Below are 19,184 nucleotides of genomic sequence, written 5' to 3'. Positions count from 1 at the left end.
TGGCTTACACTTTATGTTTGAGCAATAGTTCAACTGTTTTTACTTTGAGATTGTCTTGTGCGGCCAGCATCATTGGTGTTTGATCCTGGTCGTTCGTGGCATTGGGATCAGCGCCTGCAGCGATGAGGAGCTTTACCTTTTGATACAGTTGCCTGGCGGCTTCCTGATCATAGTTCACGTTGTAGGCGCATACCTGGTGCAGAAGCGTATTGCCTTCATCGTTCCGGCGGTGTACATCAGCAGCACCGGCGGAGAGAGCAGCGTTCAGCAGGCCGGAAGGTTTTTCGCAGATCCAGTCGAGCGCTGATTTGGCTTTTCCGTAATGGGGAGAGGTCTGGTACAGATCGGCGCCATCTTCAATCAGGGCAGTCAGCAGACCGGTTTCTTCCTCATTTCCGCTGCGTCGCATGCGCACGGCGCCGAGCAAAAGGGTTTCACCATCCTTAGTTGTGCGTTCGAAATCCGGCGAAGCAAAAGCAGTGAGAGACCTGTAAGTATCCTTATCGCAGACCTGGTGTACAACGGCGCAGTATAGTGGCGTTTCACCTTTGGCGTCCGGCTGGTTAAGGTCCGCGCCTTTCTCCAGCAACAAACGGATATAAGGTTTTTTATTTTTACTGATCGACAGGTGCAGGGGCGTTTCACCCACAACATTTCCTTCGTTTACATCGATCCCTCCGTCCAACAGGAAGTTAATGTATTGCAATCCCCGTTCCTCTTTGATACTGAATTCCTGCACTACTTTATAAAGATGATTGGCTTCGGCATTGTTCCTGCGGCGAAGGTCACAGCCGGCATCGACCAATAGCTGTATAACGGCCACAGGCACTTGCAGTGCAAAAGCGAGATCCAGGAGGGTTTTGTCCTGCACGGCATCGCCAACATTATCCAGCCTGGAAAGGAAGTCGCGCAGGAATTGCAGGCGGTCCTCTTCTTCATTCACCCATCGGAACAGCACTTCAAATACACCGTTTTCCAGTTTATCGTATTCGTAGATATCGGTTTCGATCAATCCGTTACTGATCAGGTCCAGCAGCAACTGGAAGGCTTTAGCCTGCAGTAGATTTCCGAACAATTGGCGGATCTCATAATCAGGCAGGTTGCCGGGTAGTTTCTCTCCCTGGCCGGCCAGGGTGGTTGCCAGATCCAGGTCACGGGTCTTTAATGCATTCAACAAAGCGGTCATGGCTATTTATATGGTTTGATTCAACTAAGGTAGAATATTCAGCTTTCGCTTACGATCAGGTCTTCTATATCAAAGTCTGTGCTAATCTGACAATAGATCAGCGAATCCGGATATTCTTTTTTTGCTTCCAGTACGAGGGAATACATTTCATCCGGATAAAACCTGATCTCTTTAAGCGTTAGTTCTTCTGCAAGATTGTTGTAATCTTCAGCAGTGGGCTGGTAGTCCGATCCACCGTAAGCCGAATCAGTCAATTCTGCTGCCACCTGACGCTTCAGCTCTTCCAATGATTCCTTTGTGAATGTTTTGATCCATGCATTCGCTTCTTCCACCAATGCCTTGAAATCATCCAATCCGGGCGCTTCTTCTTCCAGGTCAAACTGAACAGTAATATCTCCGGTAATGGCGGAGGTATAATTTCCCCTCAATAATTCTTCTTCCAATTGCAGGTTTTTAAAATCAGACATATTCATTTATTTAGTGTGTGCCTCAGGGTAATTCACCCGAAACAGTAATATTAGCGGTACCGGCAAAGGTTTGATTGATGTAGTTATCCGCCATCAGGAATTGATCATGGTGATGATCTATGATCCTGAAACCGGAAACTTCCCCAGGCAATGTAACCTCTATCAGTTCGTGCGTCTGCAGATCAAAAAGCCGTTGCCTGTTCTTCCAGTCGTCCGACTTGTAAACGGGTGTCAGTATTGCATAGCGGCCTGATGAGGAAAAGATACATTCTTTCCCTCCTTTCTTATCTTCCTTATACAATCTTCCCAATGTAAACAGCGTATCGTTGATGGCCCCGGTGTTATTGATAGTTACCAGGTCTGAGTAATCCATGCCGGACTTCAGGTAGCCACTATCGCGGTGTCCGATACCGAAGGTATAGGTGGACTCCTGCTTTCGCAACGCATGTAATATGGCAAAAGGCCTGGCCGGCCTCTGGAAAGATGCAGCTTCCAAATCGATACCAGTTTTATTGTCCCAATATTGAATATTCAGCCAGCTGGCTTCTGAGTTCTCTACATCGATCTGCAATTGGGCAATATAGACAGGCAACAGACCGGAGTCTGTGAACAGGATCGGTACGATATTATCATCAGAATTTCCGGCATACTTATAATTGGATAACGACTTACTGAATTGCGGGAAACCGATCTGCGGCAGGTTGTTCCTGATCGGCAGTTTTACCGGATTGGATTTATCTTCCTCATGATATAATACTACATAGTCATTATTCGACGAATAGATGCCCGCATATCCCTGGAAATGGAACAATGCAGGCGTATCGAATGGATTGCAATCTATCAGTCCTGTTCCGGTTTCCGTTGTTCCATTTTCATCGATCCACAATAATGAACAGGCATCTTCATTGTCGAAGAATCCAACGATGGTGCCACTTTCCAGTAAAACAAGCCGGTGGAACTGCTTTGATCCGGCATCCTCTATTGTATATTCTTTTCTTAGTTCCAGCTTCATGTCAGTAACGCGATTTAAAAGGTTTTCTCAAAAGAAGCAGTTCATGGAGCAGTGCTTTTATAAGATCATATGATTTGATGGGATAACTGATATTTCTGCCAGCTGATTCATGGGCAATCACTTTCTTTCGTTCATCATTCTCGTATTCGAACCGTTGTTTTTTTGTACGAACAGAGATGATATCCTGTTGCATCACCAGTTCATCGATCTCATAATATTTCCAATTCGGAACAGCATCTACGATCACGAACTTTTCATCCACGATCTCCGGATGCGAAGCCATGTTATCACTGTTCCGGAAGCAGCCATTCGCGTCGAGCTCCTGCACAAATACCTTTATTCCTGTGCCTTCCGTGAACATATTGATGATACGGTTATTGGTATCATAGTTCATGGTGGTGAGCCTCGTTAGCACGCCTTTGGTCAGCTCCAGTTCCAGACTGCAATGATCTGGTGGCGGATCATTTTTCAGTTGTTCACTATTATGAAGGGAATAGACAGCATTGAACAGAACGCTGTCTGTTGGCTGCTGTGCCTTCAATGTTATGGTTTCGTAAACACCGGAAGCGAGTACATCGAATGAGAGTTCTGAATGATCCTTATTGATAGTAAGATCGAAAACCGGGAGACCATAGCTTTCTCCATATATATTTTCGAGGTATTCGAATTGAGAGCTTCTCACATTATAATCCAGGACAATGCCATCATTTGAGGTGGATCCGATATAAACCCTGAACCTGTCAGTTGAATGCGGATTATGTTTGAGGTGGATATTCGCCGGCCTGATCATTTTCGGTTCTCCCTTCTGCAAGCCAAATGCAAAGGCACTATGCAGGATAAATTCAGTAAGTTCCTTTGTATAACCATTGTAGATAAAGCCCCATAAGTATTCCGGGCTCTCGTCTTCCTGATTGAAAGTGGACAGCGACTGGAATATCCATTTGATACTTTTTGAAATGCTTTTGCTGTCCGGATTTTGCGAAAGCTTTTTGATGTATGTATCGAGATCAGTGGAGCAGGATTCGATATTGCCGGATGTATAAAACCTATCCTCTACCGGAGTATTCTCAAGCTCTGCATACATCTGGTCTATGATGCGCTGTTTATCGGCGTTGATTCTTTCAAGGTGAACGGATTCCATTGATCGATTTAATGGTGAACATGAATATACAATGTATTTCCAAATGTGGAATAAAAAGAAGGTGTCTCAACCGGACCGGTCAGTCAGACAATCTCCTAATTTAACAAATTCATTGATGAATTATCAATTTACCTGTTCACTATCTTTTTTGTTACAAATCCGGTGAAAAAGAAATCCCGGTAAATACTTCCGATAGGAATTTCGTTTGTACCTATGTATACCGTGTTATTATCTACGGAACTGATATGCTTAACATTGATGATATAGGATTTGCTAACTCTTACAAACATGTCTTTGGGCAATTGATCGCAGATGGTTTTGATATTCATCGCCGTAATCACTTTCTGATTTTCGCTGTGTATCACCACATAATCTTTCAATCCCTGAATAAAAAGTATATTATTGAAATAGACTTTGAACATTCTCCGGTCTGCTTTCACAAAGAAATAATCGTCTGCAACCTGTTCGATATTGTTATTGGCATAATCCGCCTTAAACAATCTCGAATAGGTATGGGCTTTTTCTACAGCCTTTTGAAACCGTTCTGACTTTACAGGTTTTATCAGGTAGTCAATAGCATCTACTTCGTAGCTGTCCGTAGCAAATTCTGAATAGGCGGTTGTAAAGATCACAAATGTTTCTTTCGGAATTGTCCGGGCAAATTCAATCCCGTTAATTCCTGGCATTTGTATGTCCAGAAAGATCAATTCTACTGTATTGTTTTCCAAAAAACCGGCAGCGGCTTCGGGGCTGTTGAACGAACCGATCAGATGCAGATCATAAGTCTGGCTGATCAACATCCCTATGGCTTCCCTTGCCAATGGCTCATCATCTATGATAATGCAATTCATAATCTAATTCAGCTTTATGGTTAAGGTTACGCTATACCTTTCCGGGTCATCTTCGATATGCAAATCATGTGTTGCCGGGAACAGAAGCTCCAGCCTTCGCCTGATATTTGTCAATCCCAATCCGCCTGTATTATTAACGGGCTTAAGCATTGGCCTGGAGTTGACGCATCTAAAGAAAAGCTCATTGTTTCTAACATCGAAATAGAGATTTACATAAGATGATTTTGTTGCATCATTATTGTGCTTCACAGCATTTTCCACAAACGAAATGAACAATAAAGGAGGGATTTGCACGCCGCTTAGATCTCCCTCTTTTGAGATCAGGAAATCAAAACTATCCCTTCTTACCTTTTCCAGATTCAAAAGATCTTCCAGGAAATGAATATCCGAAGTTAACAACACTTTATCCCTTGCACTGTCATAAAGCTGGTAGCGAAGCAAATCACTCAACTTCATCAACACCTGCGATGCTTTTTCAGGATTAGTCTTTGTCAGCACATTGGCATTGTTAAGCATATTAAACAAAAATGCGGATTGATCTGATTTTTCAACTGCTCCAGTTCTGCATACGTTCTAGACTGTTCCAGATCGTGGATCAATTGCTTGTCCATCATTCCCTCCTGAAACAGTTTTATGGAAGAGGAAGCCGCCAGCAACAGCAGGGTAAGGAAGGAAAAAAGTGGAATGTTCAGCTCGTTTTCCCTGTTAAAAGGATTGAAAAAATAGCCACAGACAGCCATCAGAATAAGGATGCTGATCACAGCCAGGCAGTATTCCAGATTCTTATTCCTGAACAAAAACTTTGGAACAAGCACATACATATTCACATAGAACAATACAATAAAATATACAAAAATCGTCGTTGGGCTGGCAATTACGGAAGGGCTGTTGTACAACACGGTACCTATAGAAACAATGAGCAGCAAATGCCGGTATACCCTGTGGTCCGGTGAAACCAGGAAACGAAAAAGCACGTTTTCGCTGATTAGCTGTTGACGGGTAAGATCATTCATTTATAAAATTGTATAGAACAAACTTAACATTTAAGGCAATGGTATCACCTGCTTTATACGAAACAGAGTGCTTTTTATACGAAATAAGGAAGCATTATGAAAAACGTATAAAACAGGAACCATGTTTTGTAGTGCTCCGGCATACTTTGCTATAAAAGATACCGCATTTGTTATAATTAAAAAAAGCCGGTTATTCCAGGGGATAGCTTTGTATCCAGATTGTAATTGTTAACCCGATTTTTAAAAGATGAGATACAAAATCCTTTATACACTGCTGTTTTTGGGCATTTCATTTGGGGGCTATTCGCAGGAGAAAGTCACATTGAGTGGAACCATCTCCATAAAAACAAATACTGAAACAATAAGCGGCGCAAGCATATTCATTCCTGAAGCAAAAGTTTCAACAGTAAGCAATGCGTATGGCCTGTATTCTATCACCCTCCCCAAAGGGAAATATACAATCATTATCAGTTGTGTAGGATTTGAAAATATCGAAGAACATATCTTTCTGACAGAGAACCTCAGGAAAAACTATTCGATGACTGAGAAAGTAAAGACTTTAGATGAAGTAGTGATAAAACACAACAGTTCAGTAATCAATATCCGGAAACCGGAAATGAGCGTGAATAAGCTCTCTATCTCCACAATCAAAAAGTTACCGGCAGTGATGGGCGAGGTTGATATTTTGAAAACTATCCTGCAGCTTCCGGGGGTTTCCAATGCACAGGAAGGATCAACAGGCTTTAATGTGAGGGGTGGCCCGGTTGATGGCAATCTGGTATTGTTGGATGAAGCCGTTGTTTACAATATTTCTCACCTGTTTGGATTTTTCTCCGTTTTCAATGCAGATGTGATCAAAGATCTGAAATTGTATAAAGGAGGAATACCGGCTAATTTCGGTGGACGCACTTCCTCTGTTTTGGATATTTATCAAAAAGAAGGGAACAACAAAGAATATCACATCACAGGCGGAATAGGGGCAGTTTCGGGCAGGTTACTGGCGGAAGGCCCAATTGTAAAAGATAAAAGCTCGTTTGTGGTTGCTGGCCGTGCTTCTTATGCTCATTTGTTGATGAAACTGGCTGACAATCCTAATTCTGTTTCCTTTTATGACCTGAACGCTAAACTGAATTATAAGATCAATGAAAATAACAGGATCTTTCTTTCAGGATATTTTGGGAAAGACAATATGGATTTCAGCAACTTTTTCAGCAACAATTATGGGAACTCATTCTTTAATCTTCGATGGAATCATAACTTTTCCGAGAAATTCTTTTCCAATGCATCTGTCATTTACAGCAAATACGATTATGGCCTGAAGATAAAATATGTTGGCATTGACTGGGCATCAGACATCCGCAATTATAATCTGAAGTACAATATCAGTCATCATCTGTCTGAAAGGCTGGTTTTGAATTACGGTATCAATTCCATTTACTATAAATTCAATCCCGGCACCATAAAACCTATGGATGCCAAATCGCCTGTAAATCCCGACCAGATAGAAAAAAAAATTGCCTGGGAGAATGCATTGTATGTGAGTGCAGAGCAAAAACTCACAGATAGAATATCACTGAATTATGGATTGCGATACAGCAATTTCCTGCGATTGGGAGAACAGAATGTAAATAATTATGCCAATGATCAGGCGGTTGTATTCAATCCCGACTTACAAATCTATGAAGAAGGAACGCCTGTGGATATAACACGCTTCAACAAAAATAAAAAGATAATTGGTTTTGGAAACCTGGAACCCAGGCTGGCGGTTTCTTTTACAATAAATGACAACCAGTCTGTAAAGGCGAGTTATAACCGGATGAGCCAATATATCCATTTAATTTCCAACACAGCTTCCGTTTCTCCACTCGATATCTGGGCGCCGGGCGACCAATATTTGAAACCCGAAATCCTTGATCAGGTTGCATTGGGCTATTTCAGGAATTTCCGCAATGGAAAATATTCATTGGAAACAGAAGCTTTTTACAAGAAGACCAGGAACAAAGCAGATTACATCGACGGCGCCGAATTGATTGCACACAAAGCCATAGAACAGGTACTGCTAAACGGGGAGGCAAGGGCTTACGGGCTTGAGATGATGCTGAAGAAAATACCGGCAAGCTGACAGGCTGGCTTTCTTATACTATTTCAAAAGCAGAGCAGCGCACGCCGGGCAGAAGCGCAGGAGAGCCCGGCATTAACAATGGCAAATGGTATCGCGCCAATTACGATAAAACGCATAACCTTTCACTTACGGCCGCATATCAGCTAACAAAAAAATGGAGTTTTGGCGGCATATTTACCTACCAATCCGGGAAAGCTGCTACCTATCCCATCGGCAAATACCAGTATCAGGGCATTACGATTGCGAATTACGGAGAGCGAAATATCAATTCGCTTCCGGCTTACCATCATCTGGACCTGTCGGCAACCTTCACACCAAAACCTGACAGCAAAAAAAAGTGGAAAAGCGAATGGGTATTCAGTCTTTACAATGTTTACGGCAGAAACAATGCCGCATCGATCATGTTTGAACAAAACAGGGAAACAGGATTGAGTGAAGCAAAGAAGATATCCATTTTCGGAATCATTCCCGGTGTGACCTACAATTTCAGATTCTAATTCCAATAATAAAATAATGAAAAACATACCAGCGTACCTGCTCATTTCTTTCTGTTTTCTCTTGTCTTGCACCAAAGTAGTGAAAGTGGACCTGGAAACAGCAGCACCTGAACTGGTAATTGACGCATCGATCGATTGGATAAAGGGCACAGCAGGCAATGAACAGAAGATCAAACTCTCCACCACAACGGGATATTACAGTACCACATTTCCAACGGTTTCAGGAGCGGATATAGTTATAACAAATTCAGCAAATACTGTTTTTAGTTTTATGGAAAATCCTGGTACAGGAGAATATACCTGCTCCAATTTCCATCCGGTTATCGGGCAAACCTATACTTTAAGAGTGGTATTGAACGGGGAGACGTATACCGCAACAGAAACCTGTACAGGTGTGCCCGATATTGAGAATAATATTGCACAGAATAATACCGGCGGATTTGGGGGAGATGAAGTGGAAATCACATACTACTACCAGGATAATGGCAATGCGGAAAACCATTATCTGCACCGCATCCTTTCACCTGTATCAATATTTCCGGATTATAAAGTACAGGATGACGGGAATAGTCAGGGCAACCTGATGCAGGAATACTTTTCTGACAAAGACCTGAAGGCCGGAGATAAGATAAACATCAGGCTGTATGGCATTACCAAAAGATATTATGACTATTTCAGAAAACTATTAGCAGCATCCGGGGCTGATACCGGTCCTTTTCAAACAACACCAGGTTCTGTGAGAGGGAATATCATCAATCAGACCCATCCTGCAAATTTCGCTTATGGATATTTCAGATTATCGGAAGTGGACGTGAGGGGTTATACGATACAGTAACGTCAATGCATATCCGTAAAAAAAACACTGAATCATATAAAAGAAAATGGGGCAAATCTAAATTTTAGACTTGCCCCATTTTGTGATCCCGCTGGGACTCGAACCCAGGACCCATACATTAAAAGTGTATTGCTCTACCAACTGAGCTACGGAATCTTCCACCTTCATAACACACAACTCTTTGATCTTAAACGACCTCTGATGCATTTGTGCGTTTGTCGTTGGGAGTGCAAAAGTAAGTGAAAAACACTTTGCACCAAATTTTTTATCCCTTTTTTTAAAGATTTTTTCAAACCATCTGCTTCTGGCTCAATTGATCATCTATTTAAAAACCATTTAAATGTAAGTTTGTATTGAATTGGAGTTATGGATTATGCACAGGAGTTCAGGAAATTTATCAGCAGTCAATATCTGTATGCAGGCGTTCGTATTACAGCAGGTGCAGTAATTCCGGCGCTCATCCTCTATCAATACGGGCTATTGGGATCGATGATGGCAGTGCCGCTCGGCGCGCTCTGTGTCGGCTTCACCGATAATCCCGGCCCTATCCAGCACCGGCGCAATGCCATCTTCCTCAGTATCGGTTTCAATTTTGTGGCGGCCATGATCGCCGGGCTTAGTCGCGGGCATTCCTGGATGATCGGGATCGAGCTGGTGGCTTTCAGCATGTTCTTCTCTCTGCTGGGGGTTTATGGGAACCGCGCCAATTCCATTGGCTCTATCGCTTTACTGGTGTTCATTTTCAATATCGATGCCCACCTCTCTCCTGCCGGCAACGATTTCAGGGATATTCTCATCAATGCAGGCTGGTTCACAGCCGGTGGACTCTGGTATGCTGTGCTCAGCCTCCTGTTGCATACATTGCGTCCTTACAAGCTCATTCAGCAGCTCCTCGGCGAAAGCCTGATGGAAACCGCCCGTTACCTGGATGTAAAGGCTGCCTTCTACAAAAAAGATCCGCAATACAAGGAACTGTACCGATCCCTCATGCGTCACCAGATTGCCATCCAACAGCACCAGGATGAGCTGCGCGAGATGCTTTTCAAAGCGCGTAGTGTTGTACGTGAGTCCACCAGCAAAGGCCGCGTACTGATGCAGATGTTCCTGGACAGTATCGATCTCTTTGAGCGGATCATGACCACCCAGCAGGATTATGAAGCCCTCCACAAGGAATTTGAACAGGAAGAGATCTTACAGGTCTACCACCGGACCATACTCGAAATGGCAGATACACTCAATGATATCGGCCTCGCCATCCAGGACGGACTTCCCTACCGCAATGAAAAGCGCATCGACCGCCTCATAGAGAATGCCAGGGATGCCTTCTTTTCCATGCGCAATAAAAAACTCAATGCCGACAATATAGAAGGGTTCATCAAACTCAGGCATATCCTTTTCAGCCTGCAGGACCTTGCGGAGCGCATCAAAGTGTTGTCGCAATACACAAGCTACGACCGCTCCATCAGCAAGGCATTGAAGAATCAACCAAAAAGGGAAATGCACCTGGACCGTTTCATTACACGACAGGACCTGGATCCAAACCTGCTCTTCGATAACCTGTCGCTCGAATCATCCACCTTCCGGCATGCGGCCCGCCTCACGCTGGCGCTGGTGGCCGGCTATGTGATCTCTTTATTGTTCCCGCTCGGACATGGCTACTGGATACTCCTCACCATCACTACTATCCTGAAACCTGCTTACAGTATTTCGAAAAAAAGGAACGGGCAACGGATCATCGGCACCATCACCGGCGCCCTCCTTGGATTTGCAGCTATCTTCATCACAGAAGACACTACCATATTATTCATCATCATGCTGCTGGCAATGATCATTTCCTACAGCATGCTGAAGCTGAATTACCTCGTCAGCTCTGCAGGCATCACCCTTTACGTGATCATCAGCTTCCATTTTCTCAATCCCAGCGGCCTCGGCGTGGTATTGCACGATCGCGTGATAGATACCGCCATCGGCTGCGTGATCGCGTTCCTGGCATCTTCGTTTGTGCTTCCCGTTTGGGAGAAGGAACAGATCGCTACTTACCTGGAACAATCCATCGTTGCCAACAGGTCTTATTTCAGCACAGTGTCCAAAGCCTTTACCGGCAATGGTTTCGATATCACCAATTATAAAGTGGCGCGGAAAGGCGCTTTTGTGGCGCTGGCAAATATGTCAGACCACTTTCAGCGTATGATGTCCGAACCGAAAAGCAAACAATACAACCTGGAGAACTATCACCAGTTTGTTGCCACATCCCATTTGCTTACTTCTGGTATCGCATCATTGTCATACTATGCACACCGCTCCGGACAACAATATGGATCGATGGATTTCCAGCCACTCGTAAACCAGGTGGAAGCGCAGTTTGAACTGGCAACGGCCATCCTTGACAATCGCACCAGCTCCGTTGCAGAACAAAAGCTGATGGAAGATCCCATACGCCAGAAAGTACTGGAATTGCTCGAGATCAGAAGAGATGAAATGAGTGGCAAACAACTGGAAGAGGAAGAACAGAATTCCGTACGCAAAACTCTCTCCGACCTCAAAGCCATCACCGATCAGTTCCAGCTGATCAGCACCATCTCGGCAGAACAGGTGAAGATCCTGGACAAGCTCCGCGAATTCGCCAGAACGCGCGATGCGGTTGAGCCACAGCCTTCCTGATATTCATTCCATTATTCCATCATTCTATTCTTAATTATCAGCAATTGATTTGTTGCCTGCTTCCTGATTGCGGATTTGATTTGTAGTCTTGCGCCATGAAAACATTATTCAACCGTATAGCAATACTGTTATCCATAACAGTGCTTACCACACAATGCAAGAAAGACAAGAACAAGGACCAGCCCATTGCAGGCACCAAGGATGAATGGGTTGTGCTGAGCAAAGACCAGAAAGACTTTGGTGATGACGCCTGGGGCTTTCAGGCCAATAACAAGATCTATATGACCGCTTTCGATCCCTGGTTCCATGTTTATGATGTACAACAGAAAAAATGGACAGAAGAAAAAAAAGCATTCCCCACAGATTTCATGTTACGCTACAATTGCCTGCTTGCGCAACATAATAATAAAGTGTACATCGCCGGTGGACAAAACATGGGTGGTAAACTCAGGGATTTTTGGGAATTCAACCCGGCCAATTCAGAATGGAAAAGGCTACCAGACCTGCCTGTTCCACTCACTGGCGGGAATATATACGTGTACAATAATAATTTTATGTTGGCATGAGCGCTACAACTCCTCACAATCCTCAATCCCAGCGCTGGATATACAAATATTCCTTTGCAAGCAACGCCTGGGAAAACACAAACATCGAGTTGAACAGCTATGCAGGAACCGATGGCATCACCTTTCAAAAAGGTGAAGACGTTTATTACGGTGGCGGTTATGGTTATACCGCATCCGATCCAAATCCCAAAACATTCTACAAATACAATCTCAGAACCGGTGCGCATACACGGTTGGCTGATATGCCCACTACTTACATTGAAAATGCAAGACCGAATACTTTTATCCTTAAAGAAAAAATGTACGGCGTAGTCGGAACCAGGATGATCGTATATGATCCGGCGTTGAACAGCTGGACCCACTACAACAATCTACCCGAAGATGATGAAGGACATGGGATCCTTTACAGTTTCCAGGTGGGCAACAGGGTGATCTCATTTACCCAGGCCGGCTCGGCTTTCGAGTATCTCTGATCAACACCAGGACCCACAAACACTACAATACAGTCCGGAGTTTTCAACACTCCGGACTGTTTTAACATTTACCCACCCAACACTTAGCCCAATTTTGTTGTCAGGTATTCACCTAATCAAGCATAACCTGATTGTATGAGACAATTACCTGATCAACTTGGCATCCTACTCTGCGCACTGGTGATCGCCATCACCGGATCGTATTGTAAAAAAGATAAAAATGAAAACCCTTCGCCTCCTCATGATCGTTGGGAAACCATCAACAGCGGGAAGGAAAGGAATATCGGAACAGCCAAATGGAGCTTCGTGATCAACGATAAAGCATTTTTCGGCAGTACTGAAGGAGACTTGCATATCTATGATTTTTCGCGTAAGGACTGGACAGGTAGTTTCACACTGCCCTCAGAATTTGAGTCCCGCTGGGCCTGCGCTGTAGCCGTACACAATAACAAAGCATATATCGGTAATGGAAGATATGGAGCCGGCCAGTTCCTCAGCGACTGGTGGGAATTCGATCCTGAAGCTTCCAATCCCTGGCGTCGTTTGCCTGATTGTCCCGTTGCCGGAGGCGATGGCACCGCTTTCATCCATGAAGGAAAACTGCACAACACTTTACAGATAGATGAAAGACAGGGGAACGAAACCATTCAGCGAAGAGTATATGTGTTTGATCTGGCTACTGAATCATGGAGTCAGAACTTCAATCAGGTTGGCGCCAATTGCGGCAGTAGCGGATTCGCCTTCCTGCTCAACAACAAACTTCATTTCGGAGCAGGATACAATAATAATGTGCCCGGCAGTGTGTTCACCAAAGAATGCGCCGTTTACAATCCTGCCGATCAGCAAACAACAAAGATCGCTCAGTTCCCTGTTGAAATGCAAAGGGCTGAAAATGCCATAACCTTTACACAAAATGGTAAAGGTTATGTATTGGGTCAGCATAAAGAATTGTTCGAGTTTGATCCTGCTGCCAACAAATGGAGAGAAATGAACAAAGTTCCGGAGCAGGCTGCATTGGGCCCTGTCACTTACCTTCACATGTACAACAACAAGGTTTTCGGTTTCACCACAAAGGGAAAACTGTACGAATACATTCCCGGCTGATCTAGCTCCAGAGACAGGCGGCTCCCATGATAGCGGCATCCTCTCCCAGCAAGGCTGGTTGCAGGTTCATGCTTGCGCCCTGTGCTGCAAGATACTGCTGTGCAGCTGGTATGAAGCAATCCCATGCCTTTGCGATATTACCACCGATCACCACCACATCCTGAATGGAAGGCGGATATTTCATCAGCAATACCTCACCCAGGTGCTGCCCGAATACATCGAATACCTGTTTCGCATATTCATCCCTGTAATCATCATGCATCAGGTCTTTTACACCGGAAATGGTTTTTCCGGATATTCTTTTGTATTCCTGCACCACCCACCGGCTACAGAGATAATCTTCTGCCCTTGACGCCTTGAATGGTGTACACCAGAGATCGCCATCCTGCAAAGTATGCAGGAAATAACCGGCAGAACCAAGACCGGTACCCAGTGTGATGCCGGCGGCATTGGCGAATCCTTTGCCGGCGCCGCCTTTCACTTCTCCCAGGAGGAAGGCGGAAGCATCGTTGATGAAACGGATCTTATCAGGATCTATCCCTAAAGAACCAGCAAGCAATTCTTTTACATTGAGCCCGTATAAGGACTCAAATTTGTGAAGGCCGGTTACCAGGCTGATCCCTTTCTCATAATCGAATGGACCGGGCATGGCGATTCCGATATAACCCACAGGCTCACCCGCTTTTTCAAAACTTTCCCTGATAACAGCAGCCCAGGCGCTGATAAGGTTTTCTGAAGAACCTGAAGGATCAACTTTTGCATGCACTTCCGTTTCCCTTAGAAAACTGGCATTGTTCAACTCCACTATACAGGTGCTGATATGTGAACCACCGATATCTATTCCGAGGACTTTCATTTTCTTAATTGAATCGTAGCCGGAGGCTACTGAAATAGTTGCCACTAACCGGGAGGCGAGTGGCTGGCGGCTCTCCGCTCTTACTTTCGCAGTGCCCAATCGCTTGCCTCCCGGCGAGTGATTTTAATTTGTTCGCTTCCGGCGAACTGTATTCCAATATTCTATTTTTCTACTTACCCCAATTCTTATTTGGTTGATCTCCCAACCAGATCTCCAGCTCTCCCCCATTGGCAAATGCCTCATGCGGAAAGCTGACCAGCTGCTGGTTTGCCCCGTTCAGCGTTGCGCGCTGGATATAGCAATTTGCAGCACTGTTGTTATGCGTTCTGATCACGAACTGTTTGCCTTTGTAATAACGGTTATCCAGTCTGATAGTGATCTTATCGAAGATGGGCGAAGTAATATCATAAGTTGGCGTTATTGCTTCATTGCCTGTAAGACTGAATAGGCCGATTGCCATCAACGCGCTCACGCCGCCCATTTGCCCCTGGTCTTCATCATGACCGCCATAACCCATGTCTGGCGTTATTCCTCCGTAAGCCTGCTCCTTCACCCTGCGTACCCAATACTGACTGAGCCAGGGCTGGCCTGCATGATTGAATACATGGGCATTGGAGCATCCGGGCTGATTGGCATAACTCACATAACCATCGTTGTAGGCAAATACGAAATCACTGGCAGCTGCTTTTTCAAATGCGTAGTTGAGTTTCTCACACAACACATCTTCCCCACCCATCAATTTTGCAAGTCCTGTAATATCATGCGACACACCGAAACTTCCCTGCCAGGCATTGGCTTCCACCCAGCCTTCACCACTGAGCGGATTGCTGTGTACGAATTTCCCATTCGCATCTTTCGGGAATAGTAATTTCTGCGTGGTATCGAAGCAGTTCTTCCAACTGGCAGAACGCTTCATGAAATAAGCATAGTCTTTTTTCTTTCCAAGCTTTTGCGCCATCTGCGCGGCGCCCCAGTCCTGGAATGCGGCTTCGATTGTGATGCCTGCATTGCCGGGCCACCATCCTTTTTTGATGTAGAACTCCACGTCCTGCGATCTGCTGAATGGACCGCTGCCTCCACCCAGCATACCGCCGGGCATTTGGTTTCGTTTGATGATCTCGTATGCTTTTGCAGGGGCAGCTTTGGTGAGCAATCCTTTCATGCAGGTGCTCACAATCAGACTGGCAGCGGGATTACCGGTCATGATATAAGAGTAGCCACCGCCTGAAGGACCTCTTGGCAGGAGTCCTCCATTATTCGCATATTCAATCATGCTGGCGCTCATTTCATCCTGCACTTCAGGCCATGCCAGTCCCCACAATACATTCAGGTTCCATTGCGTGAGCCACCAGGCATCGGAATTGTACATATTGAACTTCAGACTGCCATCAGCATTCTTCGGAACTGTTTTTATTTTGAACACGGCATCGGTGAAAGTACCGTCGCGCTTACCTTCTGTTCGATCTGGATAATCACCGGAAACATCATTGATCTTATGTCTGCCCAGCAATACATGCCAGAGGTCTGTATAGAATTTTACTTTTTGTGCAACAGTTCCCCCCTGTACATCCATCTTACCCAACCATTCATTCCATATTTCCTGTGACTCTTTTTTCACTTTATCGAAATCCCAGGTGCTGCATTCCGCATTCAGATTTTTCCTGGCATTATCGATGGTTGTGTAAGAGATAGCGATCTTCATCTTCACCTGGTCGCCGGCCTTCAAATTGAAAGCTGCAGCATATCCGGCACTATCGCCTTGAATGGTGTTAATACCTTTTGAAGCTTTGCTTCCATTCCAACCATCGAGCTCTTCGATCGGTTTATCAAATTGCATCACGAAAAATATCTTCACATCCTTTGGTCCGCCCCAGTAACGTTTGATAGAACTGAAAGAGCCTTCAATCTCATGATCATTCACTTTCCGTACATCTACATTGGCCATCGTGGCATTGCTTACATGCGTGCCCAGGTTGGTGAGTATGCGCGCTTTCATATCCTGCGTCCAGGTGAAACGGTAAAAACTCACCCGCTCCGTGGAAGTCAGTTCCACCCAGGATTTCGGCTCATGGAGAAATACGCGCTGATATCCTGGCTGCACAATTTCATCATCATGATTGAAACGGGCTTTCCAGGCAGATGGCCCCCTGGTGGGATCCACCGATGGAGCAACCGGCATCACATCAACACCTGACAACATCCAGCAATGGATCTGACCAAATCCGAGGATATGATCTTCATTGTAATTATAACCACCACCATTTTGATTCTTATTGCGTGTGTGTGGAGCAGCGCCTACCATACCGAAGGGCCTGTTGCCGGTGATGAAGAAAATATAACGCCCCCGGTTGGTTTCGATATAAGGATCCACCCAGCTCACATAGTCTTTACTTTGTACGGGAGATTCATATACTTCAATTTCGGAGAAACCAAGGTCACTGCCATTACCATCGGTAACAACAAACTTTACCCAGGTAACTGTTTTGTCCGGAAAAGAAATTGACTTTCCGGTTCCATCATTCGGCAACTGGTTCACCCAGATCCGGCTACCATCACTGAACTCCAGCCTGCCACCGGCAATATGCTCCTTCAGTGAAGCGCGATCATACAACACTATGCGGTTGATCACCTGTGGTGTTTTCCATTCAAGCTGCACCCAGGGAAAACGGATATACCCCCAGTCTGTGGTAACACCTTCACAGGCCCATTCGCCAATGCCGTCGATACCGATCCGGCCATCTGTTACGTTGCCTCCTCCGGAATCAGCATCCTTTGAAGTGGAAACCGTAACAGTGGCGTTCGGAGCGATATTGCCAGGGCCGGCCATCAGAACCTCAACCAAAAAAATTGTAATAAAAAACAGAAAATATTTTTTCATAGCCAACGCAATAGTTTATTGTTTGGATTGCTCGGCCCAGTTATCAGTACGAAACGGATAAGCAGGCCATCCCTCCTTGTTACATAAATTGGTTACCGGGTAATTGGTAAAAGCATACCTGACAGCAACGGGTTTGGGAACAGCCGCAGCCTTTACCCACACTTCATTGCCGTGAATCTCCGCTTTGGCGGGAAGAAATTGTTTGTCCACTCCTGCAATATAAAAGTGCAATGGCGCTTGTGCATCATTGGTAGTAAGCCCCGCATTTGTGTCAAACGAGATCTTCACCCAATTTCCTTCCACGCGCATACTTTTGTAAGCAGGTCCCTGGTGTACGCGTGGCTTCCTGTATTGATTGTTCAGCGCCATTTTAGCCAAACGGATACCAACCAGTTGTTTGTTCCGCGGATGCAGATCATCAGCTTCACCCAGATCAAGGATCACAGCCATATCTGTATTCTTTTGCTGGCCACGGATCTTATCCTGCGCTTCCCGGAAATAAGCATAGTAGTTGGTCCAGGTAGTATCACCTTCCCATTTGAATGGAGCCACCTGCACATAATAGAAAGGCAGATCGCCCTGTTTGAACAATTCACGCCAGTTGTTGATCATGGCGCTGGTGAGCTTTGTATAGGATTCTCTTTCAAAACGATTACTCTCTCCCTGGTACCAGAGAAAGCCACTGATGCTCAGGTGACGCAGCGGGTAGATCATGGCATTATAGAACAATGTGGGACGAACCACTTTCTCGAAAGTGACCACAGAGTCCAGCGGCTCTTTTGCGCGGGCGCTGGTATCGTAAGGGTATAAAAATTTTTGATTCAGTTCAGGTTCAGCTTCCATGGTTTCCCTGCTGGTCCATGCCTGACAGCTGGAGCCGCCTACGCTGCTCACCACAAGGCCTACAGGTAAATTCAATTGCTGGAACAATTCGCGGCCAAAGAAATAAGCCACACCGCTAAAATCCGCTGCGTTAGCGGGCGAACAGATCTTCCAGGAACCATTGATGCAATCATTCTCCGGCTTCGATCTAAAATCAGTGCGCACATTATATAATCGGATTGCCGGGTAATCCGCATGCTGTATCTCCTGTTCAAAATTCACCACGCCACGCAGCCAGGGAATGAATGGCTTCAATTCCATGTCCATATTACTTTGTCCGCTGCACACCCACACTTCCCCGATCAGAACATTCCTTAGCCAAACAGTATCCTTACCCGAAGAAATGCGGATGGTATGCGGCGTAAAATCACCGGGCTTTGCTTTAGGGACTGGAATTTCGGTTAACCATTCCTGTTGAGCAGCCGTAGTGGAAACAGGTTGCTGCATCCAATCTGCCTGCACTTCTACCTTTGTACCGGCAGCAGCATTACCCCATACATTAAAAGGCTTTGCCTGTTGCAGCACCATATTGGACTGGATGGTGTTGGCCAGCGTGAACGAAGGCGGTGCAGCAAAAGCGGCCGGGCCGCCAAACACAGCCCAGCCAGAGAATGCTGTATAAAGTATCAGAGCGCGCATG

Annotated in this window: 16 protein-coding genes and 1 tRNA gene; 6 read left to right on the top strand and 11 right to left on the bottom strand. The window is 45.2% G+C overall.

Features of this window, described 5'->3' with window-relative positions:
* Window positions 1-4 precede the first annotated feature (4 nt).
* The 7 genes from FSB84_RS20770 to FSB84_RS31200 all read right to left on the bottom strand — a co-directional run bounded on the left by FSB84_RS20770 (window position 5) and on the right by FSB84_RS31200 (window position 5,670).
* A complete protein-coding gene (locus FSB84_RS20770) occupies window positions 5-1,186 on the bottom strand; it encodes an ankyrin repeat domain-containing protein (RefSeq protein ID WP_130539795.1) in 1,182 nt (393 codons plus the stop codon).
* Window positions 1,187-1,224: 38 nt separating this feature from the next.
* Window positions 1,225-1,653, bottom strand: a complete 429-nt coding sequence (locus FSB84_RS20765; RefSeq protein WP_130539794.1) for a hypothetical protein — start codon at window positions 1,651-1,653, stop codon at window positions 1,225-1,227.
* A 22-nt stretch (window positions 1,654-1,675) separates the two neighbouring features.
* Window positions 1,676-2,665 (bottom strand): hypothetical protein, encoded by a 990-nt coding sequence (locus tag FSB84_RS20760; protein ID WP_130539793.1) that lies wholly within the window; start codon window positions 2,663-2,665, stop codon window positions 1,676-1,678.
* 1 nt (window position 2,666) lies between these two features.
* Complete coding sequence (locus FSB84_RS20755; protein WP_130539792.1) at window positions 2,667-3,806, bottom strand: hypothetical protein; 1,140 nt, start codon at window positions 3,804-3,806, stop codon at window positions 2,667-2,669.
* A 128-nt stretch (window positions 3,807-3,934) separates the two neighbouring features.
* Window positions 3,935-4,657: a LytR/AlgR family response regulator transcription factor gene (locus FSB84_RS20750; protein ID WP_130539791.1), complete on the bottom strand. Its 723-nt coding sequence runs from the start codon at window positions 4,655-4,657 to the stop codon at window positions 3,935-3,937.
* Window positions 4,658-4,660: 3 nt separating this feature from the next.
* Window positions 4,661-5,155 (bottom strand): sensor histidine kinase, encoded by a 495-nt coding sequence (locus FSB84_RS31205; RefSeq protein ID WP_262713765.1) that lies wholly within the window; start codon window positions 5,153-5,155, stop codon window positions 4,661-4,663.
* The gene (locus tag FSB84_RS31200; RefSeq protein ID WP_225979844.1) at window positions 5,149-5,670 is read right to left on the bottom strand and encodes a LytS family sensor histidine kinase; all 522 of its coding nucleotides are present in this window, start codon (window positions 5,668-5,670) and stop codon (window positions 5,149-5,151) included. Before FSB84_RS31200 ends, FSB84_RS31205 begins: the two co-directional genes overlap by 7 nt.
* A 247-nt stretch (window positions 5,671-5,917) precedes the next feature.
* Here FSB84_RS31200 and FSB84_RS20740 point away from each other — a divergent pair, with 247 nt between their 5' ends.
* Window positions 5,918-7,792, top strand: coding sequence for a TonB-dependent receptor (locus FSB84_RS20740; protein ID WP_225979843.1), 1,875 nt, complete (start codon window positions 5,918-5,920; stop codon window positions 7,790-7,792).
* A 513-nt stretch (window positions 7,793-8,305) separates the two neighbouring features.
* Window positions 8,306-9,124, top strand: coding sequence for a DUF4249 family protein (locus FSB84_RS20735; protein ID WP_130539789.1), 819 nt, complete (start codon window positions 8,306-8,308; stop codon window positions 9,122-9,124).
* An 83-nt stretch (window positions 9,125-9,207) separates the two neighbouring features.
* Here FSB84_RS20735 and FSB84_RS20730 read toward each other — a convergent pair.
* Window positions 9,208-9,280 (bottom strand) — tRNA-Lys (locus tag FSB84_RS20730).
* Window positions 9,281-9,490: 210 nt separating this feature from the next.
* On the opposite strand from FSB84_RS20730, the gene FSB84_RS20725 reads away from it, so the two are divergent.
* The 4 genes from FSB84_RS20725 to FSB84_RS20710 all read left to right on the top strand — a co-directional run bounded on the left by FSB84_RS20725 (window position 9,491) and on the right by FSB84_RS20710 (window position 13,928).
* The gene (locus FSB84_RS20725) at window positions 9,491-11,785 is read left to right on the top strand and encodes an FUSC family membrane protein (RefSeq protein ID WP_130539788.1); all 2,295 of its coding nucleotides are present in this window, start codon (window positions 9,491-9,493) and stop codon (window positions 11,783-11,785) included.
* A 95-nt stretch (window positions 11,786-11,880) separates the two neighbouring features.
* The gene (locus FSB84_RS20720) at window positions 11,881-12,351 is read left to right on the top strand and encodes a kelch repeat-containing protein (RefSeq protein WP_147122290.1); all 471 of its coding nucleotides are present in this window, start codon (window positions 11,881-11,883) and stop codon (window positions 12,349-12,351) included.
* Window positions 12,348-12,824 (top strand): Kelch repeat-containing protein, encoded by a 477-nt coding sequence (locus FSB84_RS20715; RefSeq protein WP_147122288.1) that lies wholly within the window; start codon window positions 12,348-12,350, stop codon window positions 12,822-12,824. Before FSB84_RS20720 ends, FSB84_RS20715 begins: the two co-directional genes overlap by 4 nt.
* A 135-nt stretch (window positions 12,825-12,959) precedes the next feature.
* The gene (locus tag FSB84_RS20710; RefSeq protein ID WP_130539786.1) at window positions 12,960-13,928 is read left to right on the top strand and encodes a Kelch repeat-containing protein; all 969 of its coding nucleotides are present in this window, start codon (window positions 12,960-12,962) and stop codon (window positions 13,926-13,928) included.
* A 1-nt stretch (window position 13,929) separates the two neighbouring features.
* Here FSB84_RS20710 and FSB84_RS20705 read toward each other — a convergent pair whose 3' ends face one another.
* From FSB84_RS20705 to FSB84_RS20695, 3 genes are all read right to left on the bottom strand, one after another.
* Window positions 13,930-14,784, bottom strand: coding sequence for an ROK family protein (locus tag FSB84_RS20705; RefSeq protein WP_130539785.1), 855 nt, complete (start codon window positions 14,782-14,784; stop codon window positions 13,930-13,932).
* A gap of 169 nt (window positions 14,785-14,953) precedes the next feature.
* The gene (locus FSB84_RS20700) at window positions 14,954-17,662 is read right to left on the bottom strand and encodes a GH92 family glycosyl hydrolase (protein WP_130539784.1); all 2,709 of its coding nucleotides are present in this window, start codon (window positions 17,660-17,662) and stop codon (window positions 14,954-14,956) included.
* A gap of 15 nt (window positions 17,663-17,677) precedes the next feature.
* Window positions 17,678-19,183: a sialate O-acetylesterase gene (locus FSB84_RS20695; RefSeq protein ID WP_130539783.1), complete on the bottom strand. Its 1,506-nt coding sequence runs from the start codon at window positions 19,181-19,183 to the stop codon at window positions 17,678-17,680.
* Window position 19,184 lies beyond the last annotated feature (1 nt).

The organism is Pseudobacter ginsenosidimutans (assembly GCF_007970185.1).
GTDB lineage: Bacteria > Bacteroidota > Bacteroidia > Chitinophagales > Chitinophagaceae > Pseudobacter > Pseudobacter ginsenosidimutans.
The sequence above is the reverse complement of the archived record's forward strand: the minus strand, read 5'-3'. Positions and strand labels throughout refer to the sequence as shown.

Coding starts and splice junctions, on each gene's coding strand:
- FSB84_RS20770 (WP_130539795.1), bottom strand. CDS start 1,186: ATGACCGCTTTGTTGAATGCATTAAAGACCCGTGACCTGGATCTGGCA.
- FSB84_RS20765 (WP_130539794.1), bottom strand. CDS start 1,653: ATGTCTGATTTTAAAAACCTGCAATTGGAAGAAGAATTATTGAGGGGA.
- FSB84_RS20760 (WP_130539793.1), bottom strand. CDS start 2,665: ATGAAGCTGGAACTAAGAAAAGAATATACAATAGAGGATGCCGGATCA.
- FSB84_RS20755 (WP_130539792.1), bottom strand. CDS start 3,806: ATGGAATCCGTTCACCTTGAAAGAATCAACGCCGATAAACAGCGCATC.
- FSB84_RS20750 (WP_130539791.1), bottom strand. CDS start 4,657: ATGAATTGCATTATCATAGATGATGAGCCATTGGCAAGGGAAGCCATA.
- FSB84_RS31200 (WP_225979844.1), bottom strand. CDS start 5,670: ATGAATGATCTTACCCGTCAACAGCTAATCAGCGAAAACGTGCTTTTT.
- FSB84_RS20740 (WP_225979843.1), top strand. CDS start 5,918: ATGAGATACAAAATCCTTTATACACTGCTGTTTTTGGGCATTTCATTT.
- FSB84_RS20735 (WP_130539789.1), top strand. CDS start 8,306: ATGAAAAACATACCAGCGTACCTGCTCATTTCTTTCTGTTTTCTCTTG.
- FSB84_RS20725 (WP_130539788.1), top strand. CDS start 9,491: ATGGATTATGCACAGGAGTTCAGGAAATTTATCAGCAGTCAATATCTG.
- FSB84_RS20720 (WP_147122290.1), top strand. CDS start 11,881: ATGAAAACATTATTCAACCGTATAGCAATACTGTTATCCATAACAGTG.
- FSB84_RS20715 (WP_147122288.1), top strand. CDS start 12,348: ATGAGCGCTACAACTCCTCACAATCCTCAATCCCAGCGCTGGATATAC.
- FSB84_RS20710 (WP_130539786.1), top strand. CDS start 12,960: ATGAGACAATTACCTGATCAACTTGGCATCCTACTCTGCGCACTGGTG.
- FSB84_RS20705 (WP_130539785.1), bottom strand. CDS start 14,784: ATGAAAGTCCTCGGAATAGATATCGGTGGTTCACATATCAGCACCTGT.
- FSB84_RS20700 (WP_130539784.1), bottom strand. CDS start 17,662: ATGAAAAAATATTTTCTGTTTTTTATTACAATTTTTTTGGTTGAGGTT.
- FSB84_RS20695 (WP_130539783.1), bottom strand. CDS start 19,183: ATGCGCGCTCTGATACTTTATACAGCATTCTCTGGCTGGGCTGTGTTT.